This window comes from Novosphingobium sp. FKTRR1 (genome assembly GCF_020404405.1).
GTDB lineage: Bacteria > Pseudomonadota > Alphaproteobacteria > Sphingomonadales > Sphingomonadaceae > Novosphingobium.
The window spans coordinates 1-17,375 of record NZ_JAIZDA010000047.1; the positions used below are offsets into that span (position 1 = coordinate 1).

The 17,375-nt window shown below is 61.0% G+C and carries 15 protein-coding genes and 2 pseudogenes; 6 read left to right on the forward strand and 11 right to left on the reverse strand.

The features are described 5' to 3' along the window. Positions 1–88: 88 nt before the first annotated feature. The 6 genes and pseudogenes from LDN95_RS21475 to LDN95_RS21500 form a co-directional block, all read right to left on the reverse strand. Positions 89–820 (reverse strand): ArdC family protein, encoded by a 732-nt coding sequence (locus LDN95_RS21475; RefSeq protein WP_226019578.1) that lies wholly within the window; start codon positions 818–820, stop codon positions 89–91. A 110-nt stretch (positions 821–930) separates the two neighbouring features. Next, positions 931–1,551, reverse strand: a pseudogene (locus LDN95_RS21480) (ArdC family protein); the annotation flags it as partial. A gap of 167 nt (positions 1,552–1,718) precedes the next feature. Next, positions 1,719–3,707, reverse strand: a complete 1,989-nt coding sequence (locus LDN95_RS21485; protein ID WP_226019580.1) for a ParB/RepB/Spo0J family partition protein — start codon at positions 3,705–3,707, stop codon at positions 1,719–1,721. A 226-nt stretch (positions 3,708–3,933) separates the two neighbouring features. Next, on the reverse strand, positions 3,934–4,389 hold the full coding sequence (locus LDN95_RS21490) for a DUF6527 family protein (RefSeq protein ID WP_226019581.1): 456 nt from the start codon (positions 4,387–4,389) through the stop codon (positions 3,934–3,936). Beyond that, positions 4,389–5,573, reverse strand: a complete 1,185-nt coding sequence (locus LDN95_RS21495; protein ID WP_226019582.1) for a ThiF family adenylyltransferase — start codon at positions 5,571–5,573, stop codon at positions 4,389–4,391. The genes LDN95_RS21490 and LDN95_RS21495 overlap by 1 nt, the downstream gene beginning before the upstream one ends. Beyond that, entirely contained in the window at positions 5,548–6,207 is a 660-nt protein-coding gene (locus LDN95_RS21500; protein WP_226019583.1) for a multiubiquitin domain-containing protein, read from the reverse strand. Before LDN95_RS21500 ends, LDN95_RS21495 begins: the two co-directional genes overlap by 26 nt. A gap of 139 nt (positions 6,208–6,346) precedes the next feature. On the opposite strand from LDN95_RS21500, the gene LDN95_RS21505 reads away from it, so the two are divergent. Then, positions 6,347–6,736 (forward strand): MbcA/ParS/Xre antitoxin family protein, encoded by a 390-nt coding sequence (locus LDN95_RS21505; protein ID WP_226019584.1) that lies wholly within the window; start codon positions 6,347–6,349, stop codon positions 6,734–6,736. Beyond that, positions 6,726–7,433, forward strand: coding sequence for an RES family NAD+ phosphorylase (locus LDN95_RS21510; RefSeq protein WP_226019585.1), 708 nt, complete (start codon positions 6,726–6,728; stop codon positions 7,431–7,433). The genes LDN95_RS21505 and LDN95_RS21510 overlap by 11 nt, the downstream gene beginning before the upstream one ends. A gap of 93 nt (positions 7,434–7,526) precedes the next feature. Here LDN95_RS21510 and LDN95_RS21515 read toward each other — a convergent pair whose 3' ends face one another. The 4 genes from LDN95_RS21515 to LDN95_RS21530 form a co-directional block, all read right to left on the reverse strand. Continuing rightward, positions 7,527–8,258: an RES family NAD+ phosphorylase gene (locus tag LDN95_RS21515; protein ID WP_226019586.1), complete on the reverse strand. Its 732-nt coding sequence runs from the start codon at positions 8,256–8,258 to the stop codon at positions 7,527–7,529. Next, positions 8,255–8,668: an MbcA/ParS/Xre antitoxin family protein gene (locus LDN95_RS21520; protein ID WP_226019587.1), complete on the reverse strand. Its 414-nt coding sequence runs from the start codon at positions 8,666–8,668 to the stop codon at positions 8,255–8,257. The genes LDN95_RS21515 and LDN95_RS21520 overlap by 4 nt, the downstream gene beginning before the upstream one ends. 53 nt (positions 8,669–8,721) lie before the next feature. Beyond that, on the reverse strand, positions 8,722–12,963 hold the full coding sequence (locus LDN95_RS21525) for a strawberry notch-like NTP hydrolase domain-containing protein (RefSeq protein ID WP_226019588.1): 4,242 nt from the start codon (positions 12,961–12,963) through the stop codon (positions 8,722–8,724). Between the two features lie 74 nt (positions 12,964–13,037). After that, positions 13,038–13,742, reverse strand: a complete 705-nt coding sequence (locus LDN95_RS21530) for a toprim domain-containing protein (protein WP_370631726.1) — start codon at positions 13,740–13,742, stop codon at positions 13,038–13,040. A gap of 375 nt (positions 13,743–14,117) precedes the next feature. Here LDN95_RS21530 and LDN95_RS21535 point away from each other — a divergent pair, with 375 nt between their 5' ends. The 4 genes from LDN95_RS21535 to LDN95_RS21550 all read left to right on the forward strand — a co-directional run bounded on the left by LDN95_RS21535 (position 14,118) and on the right by LDN95_RS21550 (position 17,201). Further along, on the forward strand, positions 14,118–14,675 hold the full coding sequence (locus LDN95_RS21535; protein ID WP_370631727.1) for a lytic transglycosylase domain-containing protein: 558 nt from the start codon (positions 14,118–14,120) through the stop codon (positions 14,673–14,675). Between the two features lie 60 nt (positions 14,676–14,735). Then, a complete protein-coding gene (locus tag LDN95_RS21540) occupies positions 14,736–15,317 on the forward strand; it encodes a thermonuclease family protein (RefSeq protein WP_226019591.1) in 582 nt (193 codons plus the stop codon). A 262-nt stretch (positions 15,318–15,579) separates the two neighbouring features. Next, complete coding sequence (locus tag LDN95_RS21545) at positions 15,580–16,809, forward strand: phospholipase D family protein (protein ID WP_226019592.1); 1,230 nt, start codon at positions 15,580–15,582, stop codon at positions 16,807–16,809. 191 nt (positions 16,810–17,000) lie between these two features. After that, the gene (locus LDN95_RS21550) at positions 17,001–17,201 is read left to right on the forward strand and encodes a hypothetical protein (protein ID WP_212597506.1); all 201 of its coding nucleotides are present in this window, start codon (positions 17,001–17,003) and stop codon (positions 17,199–17,201) included. A gap of 68 nt (positions 17,202–17,269) precedes the next feature. Here the strand turns inward: LDN95_RS21550 and LDN95_RS21555 are convergent. After that, a pseudogene (locus LDN95_RS21555) lies at positions 17,270–17,375 on the reverse strand (IS5/IS1182 family transposase); the annotation flags it as partial.

Sequence of the window (17,375 nt, forward strand, 5' to 3'; positions counted from 1 at the left end):
ACGGTGGTCATCAGGCCGGATTACGCCAGCTTATGGATAGCGCTTCATCCGGCCTGATGCCCCCCTGCGTTGCGCTGAAGCATACCGATCAATGGTGCGTCAGGCGCGGTGCAGACTGTCCAGATAAGGCCGTAACCTCCTCCATGGCGTATCGGTCAGAGCCGAACCGCCCGCTCAAGTCGCGGTCGCACCGATGGGGCGCTCCTGTCGCGTGGAGTCCTTCGTGGAAAAGCGTGCCATAGTAGGCGGCTTGATCCTTGAACTGGGAAAACGGTGGCATATGGATCCGGTCCTTCGACGGCAAATAATAGGCTTCGTTGCCGCCGTGGATGGTCGCGATGCCGAGGTTGGCGAAGAACTCCTCGGCACGGGCGACGCGTTCTTCCTCAGAGAGGACGGCAATCGCGGGCGCAACGTAGCCCTCCACCTGGGCCTCGTTGAACACGCTGTATCCGCGCGCGAACATGCGAACATGGCCGCCTGAATCGTCCTGATCGTCTGTCTGTTCGCCGCGCTGGCTAATCTTCCAGAAGACGATCGTAGTTGCGTGCTCACCTTTGCGGACTTGCGCACCCAGCGACTGCCACTGCCGGTAGCTTGCCCAGAGCCCCGAGGTATACCCGTTGGCCTGAGCGGCAATCCACAAAGACAGGATGTTGGCCCCTCTATAGGCCTTGCGTGACACGGCGTTGATCGGCCGCGTGATGGCCGAACCGTCATGGTGCCAGGGCATGCGCCACTCGCCCGCGCCAGCCTCGATGGCTGCGACGATCTCGTTGGTGACGCGCGTGTAGATATCGGTGCGTTCGGAGTTACGCATGATCAGGACTCCCGTCCTGACATCGCAAGGCAGGCCCTGCGATGGTGCCGCGCAACCAAAGTGAGGAGGCCATCGACTGTCCTCGAAATGAGGACACTTGCGATGTTACATACCTCGTGGGCGAGCGTGGCATAATAGTGATCGAAGCCGGAAAACAGGCTGGTCGGCGGCATCGTGACGCGATCTGCAGTGGGTTCGTAATAGGCTTCAGAACCCTGGTGGCGCAGATTGACGGGGATGGCGGCGAAGAAGGCGTCGAGCTCGGCCTCGCGCCCTTCAGGCTCGACCAGCTCCAGCGTTGCAGCCGGATGGAAGCGCTCGGGCAGACCTTCGACCTGATCGGCATTGAAGACTGGATAGGCCTTGAGCACCCGGCGGGCCTCGTCGGTCTTTTCGCCGGTATCGGGGGCTTCCACCTCTTTGGTGTAGCTCTTGTAGAAGATCGCGATGGTCGACTTTTCGCCCTTGCGGACCTGGGCGCCGAGCGACTTGGCCTGATTGTACGTCATCCAGAACGGCGAGGCGTAGCCGCACATGTCAGCGACCATCCACAGCCAGAACACATTCATGCCCCGGTACGGAATCCCGCAGGCCCGCAGGGGCCGCGAAACGGGCACGCCGCGCCACGGCTTGATCCAAGGCTTCGTGCCGGCTTCCAGACGCGCGATGATTTCTTGGGTGATGCGGGTGGCGGGCGACAAGCCGCCGCTCTGCCCCTTGCGATAGGCCATGATGGGTCTCCTGATTGAGGCATCTGGACAGTCGGCGACGGGTTCGCCGGTCAGTGCCACAGGTTCCCGAGCCCCCTCTGCTCTTCTCCAAAAAAGGAAGCGGCCCTCCGGCGTGAGCCGAAGGACCGCTTCTCGAGGTACGAGTGGCCTTGCCTGTCAGGAGGAGGTCAGGCGGCCAGCTCGCGGGGGGACTGATCTTCGGTGTCTACACCGCGCTCAGCGTCAGTGGCGTCAATCTCGGGCTCGCCAGCATCCGGCGCAGCGGGAGCGAAGCGCATGACCTCAGGCACCCATGACAGAGCCTTCTCGCGCACTTCGACTTCTGTGATGTAGGTGCCTGCGAAGACGCGCTCGGCACTCATCGCGAGATCGCTCTTCTTGACCGAGGCAAAGCGCGAGGAAAGCTCGAGGCCGCCGACGTCGGTCAGCGCGTCGAGGATCACCTGCTTTGACACCCGGTCGAAGTAATTGGCCGCAGTCGGTCGCCACCACTGCGCCATGTCGATGCCAATCAGGCTGCCGAGGTGGTCCTGGAACGGTAGCTGACGCTCGCCCGCCATGTTGAGGCTCGCCTCGAGCGACCGGGCAACGACATAGCCAAGCCAAGCGGCGCGGCCGTCATCGGACAGCGCGCGGAACAGGTCGAAGCGGCAAGTCGCATCTTCGCCAGCGCGCCAGCTTTCGTCGAGACTGGACCTGAGCTCGGCAAGCGCGCTGCTGGCCGGAGCATCCTTGGCTTCGAAGCCGATGATCGGCCCTGCCGGAAGAGGTGCACGCAGTGTGGTTGCGGCCCGTGCCCGCCAGTCATGCGTATCGGCATCAGCCAGCGTGAAGACCATGACGTCGAGCGCAAGCCCCGGATCAGAGGCAACATGCAGCGCAAGGACGTCGCGGCGCTGCATGGCGAGCTCGTCGCCCAGGCGCTTGGACAAGGTCGTCCGGCGCTTGTCCGAACCTTCCTCGCCAGCAACGACTTCGATCCTATCGTCAGCCTCGGCGGGTTCAGCCTGACGCTCGCCGTAGAACACCGGCTGGAGAACCGGCGTGCCATCGCGCGAGAGCACCAGCACCATCCCTGCCTCGGCCTTGAGTTCGGCCGCGATGACGGGCGGCCGTGCCCGGATTTCCTGACATTCGCGTTCGATGGCCTCGATGGCGGCTTCGGCCGCAGCGACAGCCTCCTCGGCACTGTCCTCGTCTTCGAGGATCGCCGCATGTTCGTCATAGGAGGCATCGAGTTCGTCGAGCCTCGCCAGTTCCGCTTCGGTCAGTAGTGCCGGTTCGGCGGGAAGCCGGACCAGCCCTTCGACCAGATCGTGGCTGGCATAGGGATCTAGCGTGGGCTTGACCCAGGCGAGACCCTGCTCGGCGGCGAGAGCTTTGGCCTGCTCTTCCATCTTTGCCGCCGCGAGGCTCTCGAGCAACGCTACATCGACCCAGGATTCGCTGTTGTCATCATCGAACAGTTCGCGTTCGATCCGGCCGCCGGCGGCGATGTAGGCATCGCGACCAACGAGCCGGGCGCGCGGATCGCTGCCCCGGACGGTCCCCGAGAGAACCATGCGTCGGATGCTGTCGGGATTGGGCGCATAGTAGGCCGAGGAAACCTGTTCGAAGACGCGAGCCTGGATCTCCTGGTCCGAGGTCGCACCGAAGGCCTTGGCGATGTCGAGAGTGATTTGACCGGATGCAAGGGCCTCGAACACAACCGGCGCAAGCGTCGCGAGACGCAGACGGCCCTCGACGAAGCGGACCGTCAGGCCGAAGCGGCGCGCAACATCCTCGACAGTTGCACCGCTTGAGACGAGCGCCGCAAAAGCCTGGGCTTCGTCCGCTGGGTTCATGGCGAGGCGGTGGAAGTTTTCTGCCAAGCTGGTCTCGACCGCGGCTTCGGTACTGTCTTCGAGGACGAGGCAGGTAACTTCGTGATCGCGGTCGAGGATCTTTTCGTCTGCGAGTTCAAGCATGGCGCGGCGGCGGCGCTCGCCGGCTTCCACCTCAAACTTGCCCTTGGCGGCAGGCTTGACGATGAGATTCTGCAGCAGACCAAAGGCTGCGATACTGGCCTTAAGCTCACCATCTGCAGTCGGATCGCTGTGACGACGAACATTACGGGGCGACTGAACGAGTTTGTTCAGCGGGATCGACTTGATCATGGGACACACTCCTGATTGTGAGCCCGGCGCATCGACCATCGACGCCCAAATGGCTCAATCAGGGCAAAGCCCACTCTTCTCTGGTGCATCCGCAGCAAATTGCCCGATGGCTTCGGTCAAACGCGATTGAGCAGAGATGCGGACACTCCAGGAGAATGGGTTGCTGAGCTGACTTGATCGCGGCAGTTGGATTGCAGCCACGAAAGCCGCGGTACGGACTTCCCTATCATCCGAAAAGTTTGCGCCAGACATCCACGATCCAATCAAGCGTGCGTTTGACCAATGCGTTCGCGAACGGCTGCCCCGGTTTGGGTGCCGGTATGCGCGAAGGCAACGGTTTTGGAGCAGGGGGCCGCTTGAGCCTCCGGTCTCGCTCCCGCCCTGCCTCGATCGCACCGCGAGACATCTTTCCTGCCCAGAGAATTTCGCCCTGCTTGATCACATAATGTGAAGCGCAAGCGAAGTCGTGATTGCCGATCGAAGGCCAGATCGATGCAGCATCCCCTTCTATCGTCAGTCGATACTCGGTACGAACGAGGGGTGTGGACACTTCTTCCCCGCACCCGCATGCGCAATTATGCAACGCGACGCGGCATTCCTCCGAGACATACAGGATGCCGTCTTCGAGAATCTCGGGTATTTCATCCACGAAGACGGTTTTGAGCCTGTCGACCCGGGCCATTATGCGGCCCTATTCGAGATGTTGTTGCCCTCGATCATGTAGACCGAGTTCACCTCGTTCCGCTCGTCGCGAAAATAGTTCGACCAGCGCTTCCATCGCATGATCGCCATGATGGCGTTGAGCGAATTGACAGCGGCGATCTGAATATCTGTCCGGTAAAGGTCGTCCTCCTCCTTGTCATCGCCCAACGGCAGCAACCGTTCGACTTCGGACCAGGCCATGCCGGGGCGGATGAAGGTTGCTCGGGCGCAGCCATCAAGACAATCCTCTTCCAGGCCTACTCCGATCCCGGTATCGACGAAGGGGATCTCCAGCCGAAGCAATCCCTCGGCTATCTCGCGGCGTGAAGACCCCTTATCGACGCAGACGAATACGAAATCGAAGCCTGCCAGCTCGTCCACATTAGCCGCTGTCACCCGAACAGGATGCGCGGTGATGCCCGTGTGCATCCGGGCATAGACCTGTGCGTAATAGTCGACCTTGTAGGGGAAACCCTTGAGCAGTTCCGGCTCCGGTGAGCCAGGCGACCGGAACAGATTGTGGTTCAAGAGCTGGTCGCCATCATAAAGATGGATTTCGGTAACCCAGGTCTTCGCCAGCAGATCGAGCAGAAACGATCCGGTTCCGCCAAGACCGATGATCGCGACCCGTCCCTTCAGCTTGCGGTTCACGCCGCCAATTCGATAGCGGGCCGAGGCGGAATCGGGAATGGCGAACGGGCTATCGTCATTGGCGATCATCGCCTTGGCATGGGTCCGGGCGTTGGCGGTCCGATCGAGAGACCGGGCAGCGCCGCCGATCAGTCGCTCATAGGCGACCACCTTGTCATAGATATTTTCGTACCGGTGGGTGACCTCGGGCTTGGACGAGAGATAGTGATCCACGTCCATCTCGCCGCAGCGCTGTTTCTGGGAATTGTTGATGATGTTCCCCATGGGGGCGCCGTTGCGATGGCACGGCGTCCCCCCTGCGAAATACATCGTGTGATCGCCTTGCGGCGTTGCCGTGAGGCCCGTGCCGTCTAGCGACAGGGCGCAGGTGAGCACGCCCCTTGCCAAATTTCCGTCAACCGTGACGTGCGGAATACTCCGCACGATCAAGTGGCTGTTGCGCACCTCGATCTCGAAGCCCTCCTCAACGAGGCGCTTGAGATGGGGATCACGACTTATCAGAGCGGCGGACATTGAAGACCATCCCTTTCTTCACCTGAATGGTCTCGCCTTCGACGAGATCGCCCTCGGCGCCATGGACACCGTGGAGATAGGTGATCGTGTAGTTGAAGTTCTCAAAGTCAGGGTTGGGGTAAGCGATCGCCGCGATCTCGCGGTAGCTGTGCGGGCGCTTTTCCACGCTCCGGGGCCGCCCGTTGACCTTAATGGTTACCGTCTTGGGTTCACGGCTGCGGATCCGCTCGACCCCGGCGCCATCCAGCGTCACCTCCCCATCGCTGGGGATGACGGCATCGCCAGCGCTGTCGAGGATGAGCTCAAGCTCTTCGTCGATCTTGCCATAGCGATAGATGTCGGCGGCGAGGATCGTCGGGGAACCCCATTCCCAGCCCCGCTCATTGACGGTGAAGTTGTAGGTGCGGTCGCCGGCGAATGAGAGAAAGACCGCGATCTCGCCGGTTGCGAACTTGACCTCCTCCTCGATGCTGATCGAACGGGCGAGGCCGCCTTCGATCTGGATCAGAACGAAATCGCTGGCAGGTTCAAGCCCCGCAATCTCGCGGATCTGGCTACCGTCCAGAAACTTGTCTCCGGTGCCATGAAGGACACCGTTGACGCTAAACTGAAATTTGTCGTGGCCCTTGGCCATAACGGTGCTCCATATTCTGCCGACTCTTGATCCCGAATCCACCATGGACTAGGATCAGCATCGAGTCCCGATGCGGACTATCTACATCGGGACTGATTTGCGTTTCAAGTCCAAATCTGGATGAGAGGGAGAATTATGCGTGGTTAAGCTCGAACCCACCGCCCAATCGGGCGAGGGGAGGCCCGCGATTCCAGCGGCAATGGAGGCATTCCAAGGGCTGGCGGAATTATGGCAGCTGTCGACCGAGGACCAGTTGCTACTGCTCGGGTCACCCGGCCGATCGACCTTTTTCAAATGGAAGAAGGATGGCGGATCGCTCCCGCGCGACACGGTCGAACGCGTTTCCCACCTACTGGCGATTCATAAAGCGCTCGAGATTCTGTTGCCCGACACTCGCGCTGCCGATGGTTGGATTCGCCGGCACAATGCCCAGTTCAACGGGCAAAGTGCCCTTGATGTCATGCGCGGCGGTCAGGTGATGGATATCTATCGCGTGAGACAATATGTGGATGCGCAACGTGGCGGATGAATTCATTGCGGTAGATATCGAGCAGCCCTTCTTCACGCTCATTCCATCGCGTTTCCCCACCATCGACGTGTTCGCCCGTGTGGCAAATGATCGCAGCGAAGCGCTGGCCGAGATTGAATCGCTGACCAATCCGCGCTTGCGCGAACGGAATCGTCTGATGAACGGGGCGAAAGTCGTGGATGGAAATGGTCCGCTTCTGCAAAACTGGAACCACGCGCCATTCACCTACCCGAACCCGGACGGCACGCGTTTCTTCGACGCGGATCGCCCCGCGCTCGAGCTGGCCGCGGATATGCAAACGGCATTGGCCATCTCGATCCGAAAGCGCGAGACGTTCCTCAGCAAGACTGGTGAAGCGCCGATTGGCCTGGAAATGCGCGAACTCTCGCGGCAGGTGAAGGGACGATTTGTCGATGGGCGTGACTGGGATCCCGAGCTTGATCTTACAGAACGGCGTCGGCGCGGTCTTCTGATTGCGGAAGCGGGCTTCGATGGTCTGCTTTTCAGGCCTGCCGAGCGACCATCAGGCCTCTGCGTGAGCGTGCTTAGAGGCGACGTGCTGGAGCGCGCCGTTCAACGCGATCATTTCAAGTTCGTTTGGGATGGCAGTCGCGTCCGCACGGTTTACTCGTTTGCCTCCGACGTCCAATATTCCCCGGAAGATCTGTGCGGGATAGACCAAGTTCTTGCCGCTTAGTGATGAAGCTATGACCCGGCCCTCTGAACCGATGTCCAGTTTGGAAGGCCTATCCGGCTTCCTTGGACGCCTGCTCTTAATCGGCAATTGCTGTCAGTCATTGCTAGGCAGGTCGACGATACGGAAAACAGCCCCTGATCCGGCATCACGCACGAGGTCGACGCGCGCGCCATCCCAGTGGTAGTCAAGGTGCCGCCCCTGGAGAGGATTTGACGCGCAGTCCGGGTAGAAGAGCGCGACGCATTCCCCGCCGGTGTGCCGGATGCTCGGGTAGGTAATGCCGTTTGATCCCGCGGCCTTGAGGTGCCGCGCGACCGCTTGGGATGCGGCATAGCTGTGGGGATCGAGCGCCGGAACCGGCTCCCCCGCCAGAGTTCGGAGATCATGCAAGTCAGCATCGACTGACATGACGATCTCCCGGAACTGCGAGGTCCAGCCAGGTGCTTCCTTCGTCCGGGCCATGAAGCGGGCATGGTGGTGGATCGTCTCGAACAGTGCGGTCTCGAACCGGTCGCCCAAGTAGAGCACGCCGTAACTGCCATCGGTAAAGCGGCTTGGCCGATCCGTGCTGACGTGGGTGAACGGCGCCATGAGGTAGGACGCGCCATTACCGCCGACGCGGCGTTCGACCGGAATTAGGTCGAGATTGCCAATAGTCGCCATGATGCGCGGATTGGTCTTCTGCTCTGCCGAGATCAGCAGCGGCCAGTCGGCTGGATCTGCGATGTCTTCGAACAGGTCGATCGGCGGAAAGGCGCTGCGGATGATCCTGACAGCGCCCTTCCACTCAACTCGAGAAACGGGGATATCCGCCGTTTCGTTCACCAGCCACCACGCTCGGCGTCGAGGTAGCGACGCACCCGCATGATATCGGTGAGTTCGCCCCCGAGCATCGCGTCGAGCGCACTGGATCCGCCAAACGCATCGTTGGCCGACCTGATCCAGGCATAGCTGCGGGTTGCCTCCGAGAAGATGATCCGAAGCGCCTTATGAATGCCCATCAGGTTGGACAGCCGAGCGCGGCCATCGCGCGAAACGCGCCCGGGGCCTTCGGCTTTCCAGCGGCGATAGGATCGCACCGGCATGTCGAGCAGCGTTGCCGCCTGCTCGTCGGTCAGCTCCCATTTGCCGAACAGATTGAGGACTGCCCGAAACATGGCAGCTGCTTCGTCCTGGGTAATCGGATCGGCACGGAATGCGGTAACGGCAGTATCAACGGGTTGCAGGGCCAGCATGGCAAATCTCCATATGGCATCATATACGTCAATCAATGCCATCTGGCAATGATCTATGTGGATGATGCCAATCTGGCAATCACGTTCGCCGCGCCCTCGATCGGCACGAACAGCCGCGTCTGGTAGCGGATGATTTCCGTAAAGCAGCCTTGGGCCTTGTACCAGTCGAGGTGAGCCGCACTCCATCCGGTAAGTTCAATTCGCTGTGAGCTATTGACCAGGCTCCGCTTGACCATGAGCTGCTCGCGGCCAGTGAATTCCATCGGTCGACCGGTCGCGAGAACGGCCTGTACGATGTCGTCGGCGGAGAGCGATTGCTCGCGTTCCAGACCCAGCGCTCGGCACAGTTCCGGAACGCAATGGACCGGAACCTCCCGGCCGAGGAGCGACCGACCATCCGCCGCCGATATGCGACTGACCCTCACGAAATCCGAAGGAAGCTTGTCCCAGACCGGCAGCAGAAGGCCCGTCGCAAGATAGAGGCGCTCGCGCTTGTGGTTGGTCCGCGCTTCCTCGACTTCGGCTGCCCAGGCTTCGCGGAAAGCATCGACGGAGATTCCCTCCCAGCTGCTCTCAGCCAGCTGATCCTCGGTGATGTGGCTGCGTTTCAGCGGGCGCAGCAATTCGAAGCGGGCCACGCGCGTGCCGTCATCGGCAAGAATGCTGCGGGCGGGCACGAGCAAGGCAACGCGGCCTGAGCGGGCATTCCGAACAGGCCGCTGCCGTGGCACAGCAAGGCCGTGGAGTTCCTCGAGCCGCTTCAGTGTAAGCGGCTTCAAAGCTCTGGCAATTTCCAGTTCCAGCAGATGGGTGGTCGCGCCCGACGCCGGATCCGTGCGCAGCAGCGTGTCCGACAGGACCGTGAAGTCCTCGACCGCGATGGTCTCAAGGCCGAGATCGAGCGTGCCGGCCTGACGCGCGGCATCAATCCGCGCCTCGACCAGCCCCATGAACTCGTCAAAGATCGCGTTCTGCAGGGCAATCGGTAACGCGAGGATGCGATTGAGCCAGCGCTGGATCGACGGAAGATCATCGACCATCGACCCGTCGGGTGCTTCAATCCTGAGGCCGGTCAGCTCTTGGAAGCACCCTAACGAGACCGCTTCGAGCTTGCCGGTGAACAAGAGGCCGAACCAGCGGTGGAGCGCTTCCTTGGCGTAGATGCTCTCGAGATTGTCGGCCGGATCGAACAGGTTCTGACCGCCGGTCTGGCGCTGCCCGCGCGTCAATGCACCGAGGCCGTCGAGGCGCCGCGCGATCGTCGAGATGAAGCGCCGCTCGCCGCGCACATCGGTCGTTACCGGTCTGAACAGCGGCGCCGATGCCTGATTGGTGCGATTGGTCCGCCCCAAACCCTGAATCGCGGCGTCAGCGCGCCAGCCCGGTTCGAGCAGGAAGTGCACGCGGCGGGCCTGGTTCCTGGCGGCGAGATCGGCATGGTAGCTGCGCCCCGTTCCTCCGGCATCGGAAAAGACGAGGATGCGCTTGGTGCCGTCCATGAAAGCCTGGGTTTCGGCGACGTTGGCGCGAGGCGAACGGGATTGGAGCTTCTGACGACCATCGCGGCCGACGATGAGCCGGCGCGTCCGGCCAGTCACTTCCGCCACCTGCTCGACGCCGAAGCTTTCGATAATAGCATCAAGTGCTGTCGCGATCGGCGGCAAGGCGCAGAGCTGCTCTATCATCCGGTCGCGCGCGGCCAGTGCTGATCGGCAGAGCACCGGCGCGCCGTGCTCGTCGCTCATCGGCTCGGAGCGGGGATTGCCGTTTTCGTCGGTGAAGACCGCCATCAGCCGGACAGGAAAGCTTTTGGCGAGGTAGTCGATCACATATTCGCGCGGGGACAGATCGATCTCAAGCGCTTCGCGTTCCTCTTCCGAGAGGTCGGCAAGCCGACGATTGAGCATGGCTTCTGCGGTCGAGACCAGCTGGACGACTGCGGCGTTTCCATCGGCAATCGCCGCGTCGATGGCTGGTAACAGACTGGGCAGCTTCATCGACAGAAGCAGCTGCGCGAAGAAGCGCTGCTTGGTTCCTTCGAAGATGGACAGCGCTGCGGATTTGGCGCCCGAGTTGAGCGTCCCGCCGGTTTCGCTATCGACGATCCTCGTGGCCTCCAGCGCTTCGCGCAGGTTGGCGTGGATGATCGCCCAGGCTTCAGCGTAGGCATCATAGACCGCGATCTGATCCTCGGTCAGGCGATGCTCGAGGATCTCGTATTCGACGCCGGCGAAGGACAATGCTCGCGCGGTGTAGAGGCCGAGCGACTTGAGGTCCCGGGCGACCAGCTCCATTGCTGCTATCCCGCCGTCACGAACGTCGGCCACGAAGGCCTCGCGATTGGCGAAGGCGGTCTCAGGTCCCCAAAGGCCAAGACGCGTCGCGTAGGCCAAATTGTTGACGTCGGACGCGCCGGTTGCCGAAGCGTAGAGCACCCGTGAGCGGGGCAAGAGGTTCTGCAGGCGCACGCCAGCGATACCCTGCTCAGAACCCTTTACCTTGCCCCGCGATCCTTCGCCGCCAGAAGCATTGGCCATGGCGTGCGCCTCGTCGAATACGATGACGCCGTCGAAGTCGTCCCCAGCCCAGGCGAGGATCTGGTCGAGGCGAGTCGCATCGTTTCGGCCCGAGCGCAGGGTCGGGTAGGTCACGAAGAGAATTCCCTCGCGCATGGCGATGGGCGTGCCGAGTTTCCAGGACGCAAGCGGCTGGATGTCGATCGGCAGGCCGCCAAGCGCAGCCCAGTCGCGCCGGGCATCTTCCAGTAGAGCCTCGTTCTTCGAGACCCAGATATGGCGTCGTTCCCCGCGCACCCAGCGATCGAGGATGACGCTCGCAACCTGGCGGCCCTTGCCGGCGCCCGTTCCATCACCAAGGAAATAGCCCTGCCGGTACGTTTGGCCTTCCGCAGATGCCTTGAGCGAACAACCCTTGTCCTCGGGCTCGAACCGGCCGGGAAGATCGCGCGCATGGGCGCTTGCCGCGTAGATCAGAGTCTCTGCCTGGGCAGCCGACAGCAGCCCTTTGGCAACCAGACCATTGGGCAGCTGCGGCACAGCTTCGGGCATCGGTGCGGCGATCGACCCCATGGCAACAGACTCGACGAGCTGCGTCGGATGCTCGGCCGCGCCATTGATCACAATCCTGCTCGGGCGATAGGGCAGATAGTGGCCGACCTGAGGGGCAAGCGGCGCAGGGGTTTCGAGCGACTGGTAGGTGAGCGACCCGATGGCGGAGGCTGGAGGCGTGATCCTGGCTGGTGTCGGCAGCGGCCTGCGCGGCACCGCCACCAGGCGAAACGGCGCACGAGCCGGAAGGCTCGATTGCTCGGTAACAGCCTCCAAGCTGGCGCGAGCCGGCAAAGCATCGACAAAATCGACCAGCTGGCGAAAGTCGTTTGTGCGGATAGTGACCGCCTCCGAGGAGCCTTCCACCTTGTCGAAGACCAACAGCCGCGTGGTGATGCCGGTGCCCTGCCTGACGAACGCGCGTTCGACGGCGGCATTGAGCCGCAGCGAGATCGGTCCCTTCAGCCCCGCCAGGCACTTCGCGCAGTCGAACCATTCAGGCATGATCGCGACAAGCCGCCCCCCGGACGCCAGACGGTTCCAGGCCGACCGCAGATGGCGCGAGCCAGTGCGACTATCGTGCCCTCGCTCAATGCCGTGGGAATAGGGAGGGTTCATCAAGACGACGCTCGGGATGATGGCTGGATCGAGCAGTTCGTCGATCAGCTCAGCGTCATGGCCGGTCACTCGGGCCGCACGGAACAAGGCGCTCAGGCAGTCGCGGCGAAGCGGCGAGATTTCGTTGAGAGCAAGGCGCGAGCCAGCCTTGGCCGCCCAGACCGCGAGCATTCCGGTTCCGGCCGAGGGTTCCAGGACGAGCTCGCCCGTGGCCAGGGCACACGCCCGGGCGGCAAGCCAGGCAATGCCCGGCGGTGTTGCGAACTGCTGCCATTCGATCTGCTCGTCGCTGCGATTGGTCTGGGTCGGCAGCACGGATTCCAACGCCGTAAACATCCGGTCGGCGTCGGCTGCCGAAGCGGCAAGGTCGATCTGTGGGGTGGCCTGCAGGAATTCAGTCTGAGCCAATTCCAAGGCGATATGCGCATCGCGCACCGACCAGCGCCCATCTGCGTCTGTGCCGCCGAAATGATCGGTCAGAAGCGTATGCAGTTGCCGACGCGTGATCGGTTCGCCGGATGCTAGGTTTGCAGCGATGGTGCGAGCAGCTAGCAGAACTAGCGGTTCAGATGGTGGGGGAAGCAAGAGAGCGGGAACAGAGCTGAGCATTTGGAACCTCCTGACGAAGCCCAGTCCACTGGCCGGGCTTCATCAGGCCAAAAGCCTTCTCCCCTCTCTTCACGTCAGGACTTGGACCGCAGCCACGCTTGCAAGGCGTCGTTCCAGTCTTTCCCGTGACCGCGCGGGCGACGCGTGACGATCGTTCGGTTCTCACAGGCGTAGGCGCTGCGCGCGCGTTCCTCGGCAATGTCGCCGCCTGCATCATGGTCGACGAACAGATGCAATTCGCTCACGCTTTCCGGGATCGACACGAGGCCAAAACGCTCATTGCCGAGCGAGGCCCAGCAAGGGATCTGGGTCAAGGCCTTGGCAGCGAGCGCGCTCTCGATACCTTCGGCAAGGCCGAGCCGCCCGTCGATAGGTTCGAAGAGGCGAACTGCGCCTGATGCCAAGCTCCCGAGTGCGCGCTTTGGGTTGGCGAAAGGTGGCACCGCGGGCCTCAGCGGGTTGAGAAACGTGCGGTGAATTCCGACCAGCCCATGATCCATCGTCACTGCCGCGATCAGAGCAGGCAAGTATTGCGTGTTCCCCTTCGGTCCGAGCGGGGTATGAGGGTGAAATCTGAGCGCGCGAGAGACGGCGCGGATGCCGCGGGCCTGGAGATAGGTTTTGGCGGGAGTACCGTCGATTGGCGTTGCTTCACGCCAAATTCGCTCTGCAAACGCATTGTATGCTGGCTTGCAGACATTGGCACTTGGCTCGACTTCGACCTTCCCAGCAAAGAAGCTCCCCGGCGAAACACCTCGAGCGGCAAGTGCAGTCAGCACCTGATGCTGGCTGCAGCCCGCGAAACAGTGAAAGAGGATCGCGCGTCGTCCCAAAGTTACGCTGAGCGAGGGCGTTCGATCATCGTGGGAGGGACATCGCGCCATGCCCTTGCAGCCGGACCAATACCCTCCCAGCTCCTCGCAAAGCTGCTTTGCTGCTGAAGCAAGGGACAAGCTGGGAGGACTGGATAACGCGTGGGACATGCGGGGCTCCTCAAGCTCTAAATACCGCCCCCTTGCGAGCGACCTCTCCTCCCTATCGCGCGCGTAATAGCACTTTCCTACACCTCTTTGTTCACCATACGTTCCGATTCGATTCGAGGCAATGCGACGAGATGGATGATGATCAGATTTGGAAGGATAGGGATGATCCTTATGAGCGTTTCCGCGGTGCAGGTTTCAGCCCAAGCAGACACGCCATCCTTCGCGATATTCGAACATCGACCGACCCCTGTAGAGCCTGAGGCTGTCAAGCCGGCCATCCCGGCACACGGTGAGATGAACTTGAGTCTGCGCAAGGCGGCGCTCGCGCCCTCGTTCCGCGAGGTGATCTATTTGGCGAATGTGCGGGAGGCAGAGCTTCGATATGGCCTACCCACTGGCTTGCTGCAGGCGTTGATCTGGACTGAATCGCGCTTCAATCCGATGGCGATCAGCCCCGCTGGCGCGGCGGGGCTGGCGCAGCTGATGCCAGGCACGGCTCGCTACCTCGGCATCACGAACCGGCATGATCCTGTTGCGAGCATTGATGGCGGGGCACGCTACTTGCGCGAGATGCTGGACAAGTTTGGGCAGATACATCTCGCCCTCGCTGCCTATAATGCTGGACCTGGAGCGGTTTCGCGAGCTGGTGGCATTCCCAGAAACAGCGAGACGCCCGACTATGTCCGCAGCGTGCTCGAACGATGGCAAGCAATTGGCTCGCGCATATGAAAGGCGTTCGTCTATGGATAAATGAAGAAGCGATTGCTTGAGTAGGGAAGGCCAAGTTTGATGGCTCGAAAAGAAGGTCGAGGCACAAAGGATGACAACGTCGTTCGCTTCGATTTCCGGGACAAACTGAAGAAGCAGCACGACAAGCGTCGGCGCAAGGATTGGATGTTTGGTCTAGGCGCATTCTCGATCGTCGTCGCTGCCGGGATGTTGGCATTGAGTTGGCCCGTGTCCGGTCTGACCTCGACCGCCCCGTCAGAACTCCCGCCTAAACTTTCGCTGATGGCCGGAAGCGCCTCACCGCGCTTCGAGCTTTGCGGAGTTACACGTCGGACCTGCGTCGTTGATGGAGATACCTTCTGGCTTGAGGGTGAGAAGATCAGGATCGCAGACATCGACACCCCCGAGATCAGCGAGCCCAAGTGCGATTCTGAGTATCAGCTTGGTATGAAGGCGACTTACCGGCTTCGCGACCTTTTGAACGAAGGCACTTTCGAGGTCAGGCCGATTGGAAACCGCGATGAAGACCGATTTGGACGTAAGCTTCGGGTCGTTGTTCGGGGCGGCCAATCACTTGGGGATCAGCTTGTGCGTGAGGGGCTGGCTCGCACATGGACCGGGCGTCGGGAACCGTGGTGCTGACAGTGACCGTGCCACTGACCGGTCAACATTTGTTGCAGGATTGATCGGCAGGATCCGACCAACTATCGCCGTTAACTCGCAGCGCTGGGAAGGTGCGGTTACGCGAAATACCGGTCACGTGTGGCGCCTCGCCTCTGATCGCTGGCGCCTTGGTTGAAAAGCTCGCCAGTGACAGGGAGATGACGAACCATTGCTATTGCCACCGCCTTCTTTCGTTTGTGCGCTAAGACGTTACATATCCCCCTGAATTCATGGGGGCATCATGGCAAACGCGCAATCAATCCAACTTCTGCTCAATGACGACAGCACGGATCACCGGACGGAGATTGGCGCGCTGTTCAGGAACGCACGGCGTTTCGAGTGCATGGTCGCGTTCGCAAAAATGTCGGGCTGGAAGGAAATGAAGGCATCGCTGGAAAAGGCGTTGTCCAAAGGCATGACAGCGCGGCTCGCGGTTGGCCTGGATTTTTATCACACTGATCCCGCGTTGCTTCGATCCCTCTTCCGGTTGAGCAAGAAGCACGATCTGGAATTATACCTCAGCAATTCCGAGAGTACGTTTCATCCCAAGATTTATGCCTTCGAGTACGACGATGAATGCAAGGTCGTCGTGGGATCGGCGAACTTCACACAAGGCGGACTGCTTCAAAATTATGAAGCGTCGGTTCTCATCGACGATGAGAGCGGCACGATGATGGAAAAGATCACAGAGCATTTCGATGACTTGACCGACAATGATGAGATTGTGCTGGCGACGAAGCCGCTGATTGACGATTATGCAAAAGATCATGCGATCAACGCTGCATGGGCCCGTTTTGCAAGGCGTCGCGCCACGCGCGCTGTTGATTCCGGCGAAGCGTCACTCGATGTCCTAGCCGGTTTCCTGCGAATGATGAAGCAAGGTGGCGCATCATCGCCGTTCAATGCTCAGATGGAAGTCAGACGGAACAATCTTGCGGTTGCGCCGACACAGCTTCGTTCCATCGCGGCGTGGAAGGGGAAAACAGCGCGTGGCTTCCTGACCGAATATGAGCATCTGATCGGGTCATTCCATTCGGGCGGCCTCGACCGCGCAAAGACGCGCATTACTGACAAGCGAGAGGATTTTGTCCGCGCGGTGGCGTCAATCATCGATCACGCTGATTTGTCGCCGCGTGATGCGTTCGCCACTCTCCACGCGGCGTTTGCGAACATCAAAGGTGCTGGGATCAATCTCCTTACCGAGATTTTGCACACGCTGGACAACACACGTTTCGCGGTAATGAATCAGAATGCGGTCGCGGGCCTGCGTCTCGCTGGCTACGATGGATTTCCGCTTCACCCATCGAAGGGAAGCCTGAGCCCCGACATCTATCAGCTTTATTGCGATCACGCGGACGCTGTGCGCAAGGCGCTCGGGCTTCGCGATTTCACCGAACTCGATGCACTATTTAACTACGTTTATTGGCATGAGGATCGGCCCGATGACGATGAAGGCGATGACCAGGACTGATCGGCTGCCGTTCTCCCCTGGCATAATTGGACGCCTCCGGTAGCGGCGGCGAATGGCAGTTTTGTCCCATGTTGCGGCGTTCTGATTCCGGCAGCGCGCGACCCAAAGCTGGTCGCCCACTCCGTCATCGGTGAACGTCTGGTCCTCGATCACACCGGACCCTCGGGCAACGCGAGAACGACTTCGTCGTTTTGAAACCATCCGGCTACGTTGCGCGCCTCGCGGCGCTCAGCGCATGGCAAGCCGAACACGATCCCCGCCACGAAGGGTTCAGTGCCGCCGTGATCGATGCAGTCGCGCGATTTTCCCCTAACGAGAGCGGGCATGCCTTTGGATTTGGGCCCGCGGATTTCCAGGAATTGATCCTGTTTATCGAAGAACTGCCGTGGTGATCCTGACGCACCGCATGTGATGCTCGGTGCGACGGAGATGCTATCTAAGAGCCCGATTCAAAAGTCTGTCATGCGGCTGAAAGTCGCGCAATTCTGCGGGTTAGCATCCGGATAGAAGCGATATTCGCCCACGCGGTCGAGCTCTCGATGGAGCGTTCCCAGTCTTTGGCGAGG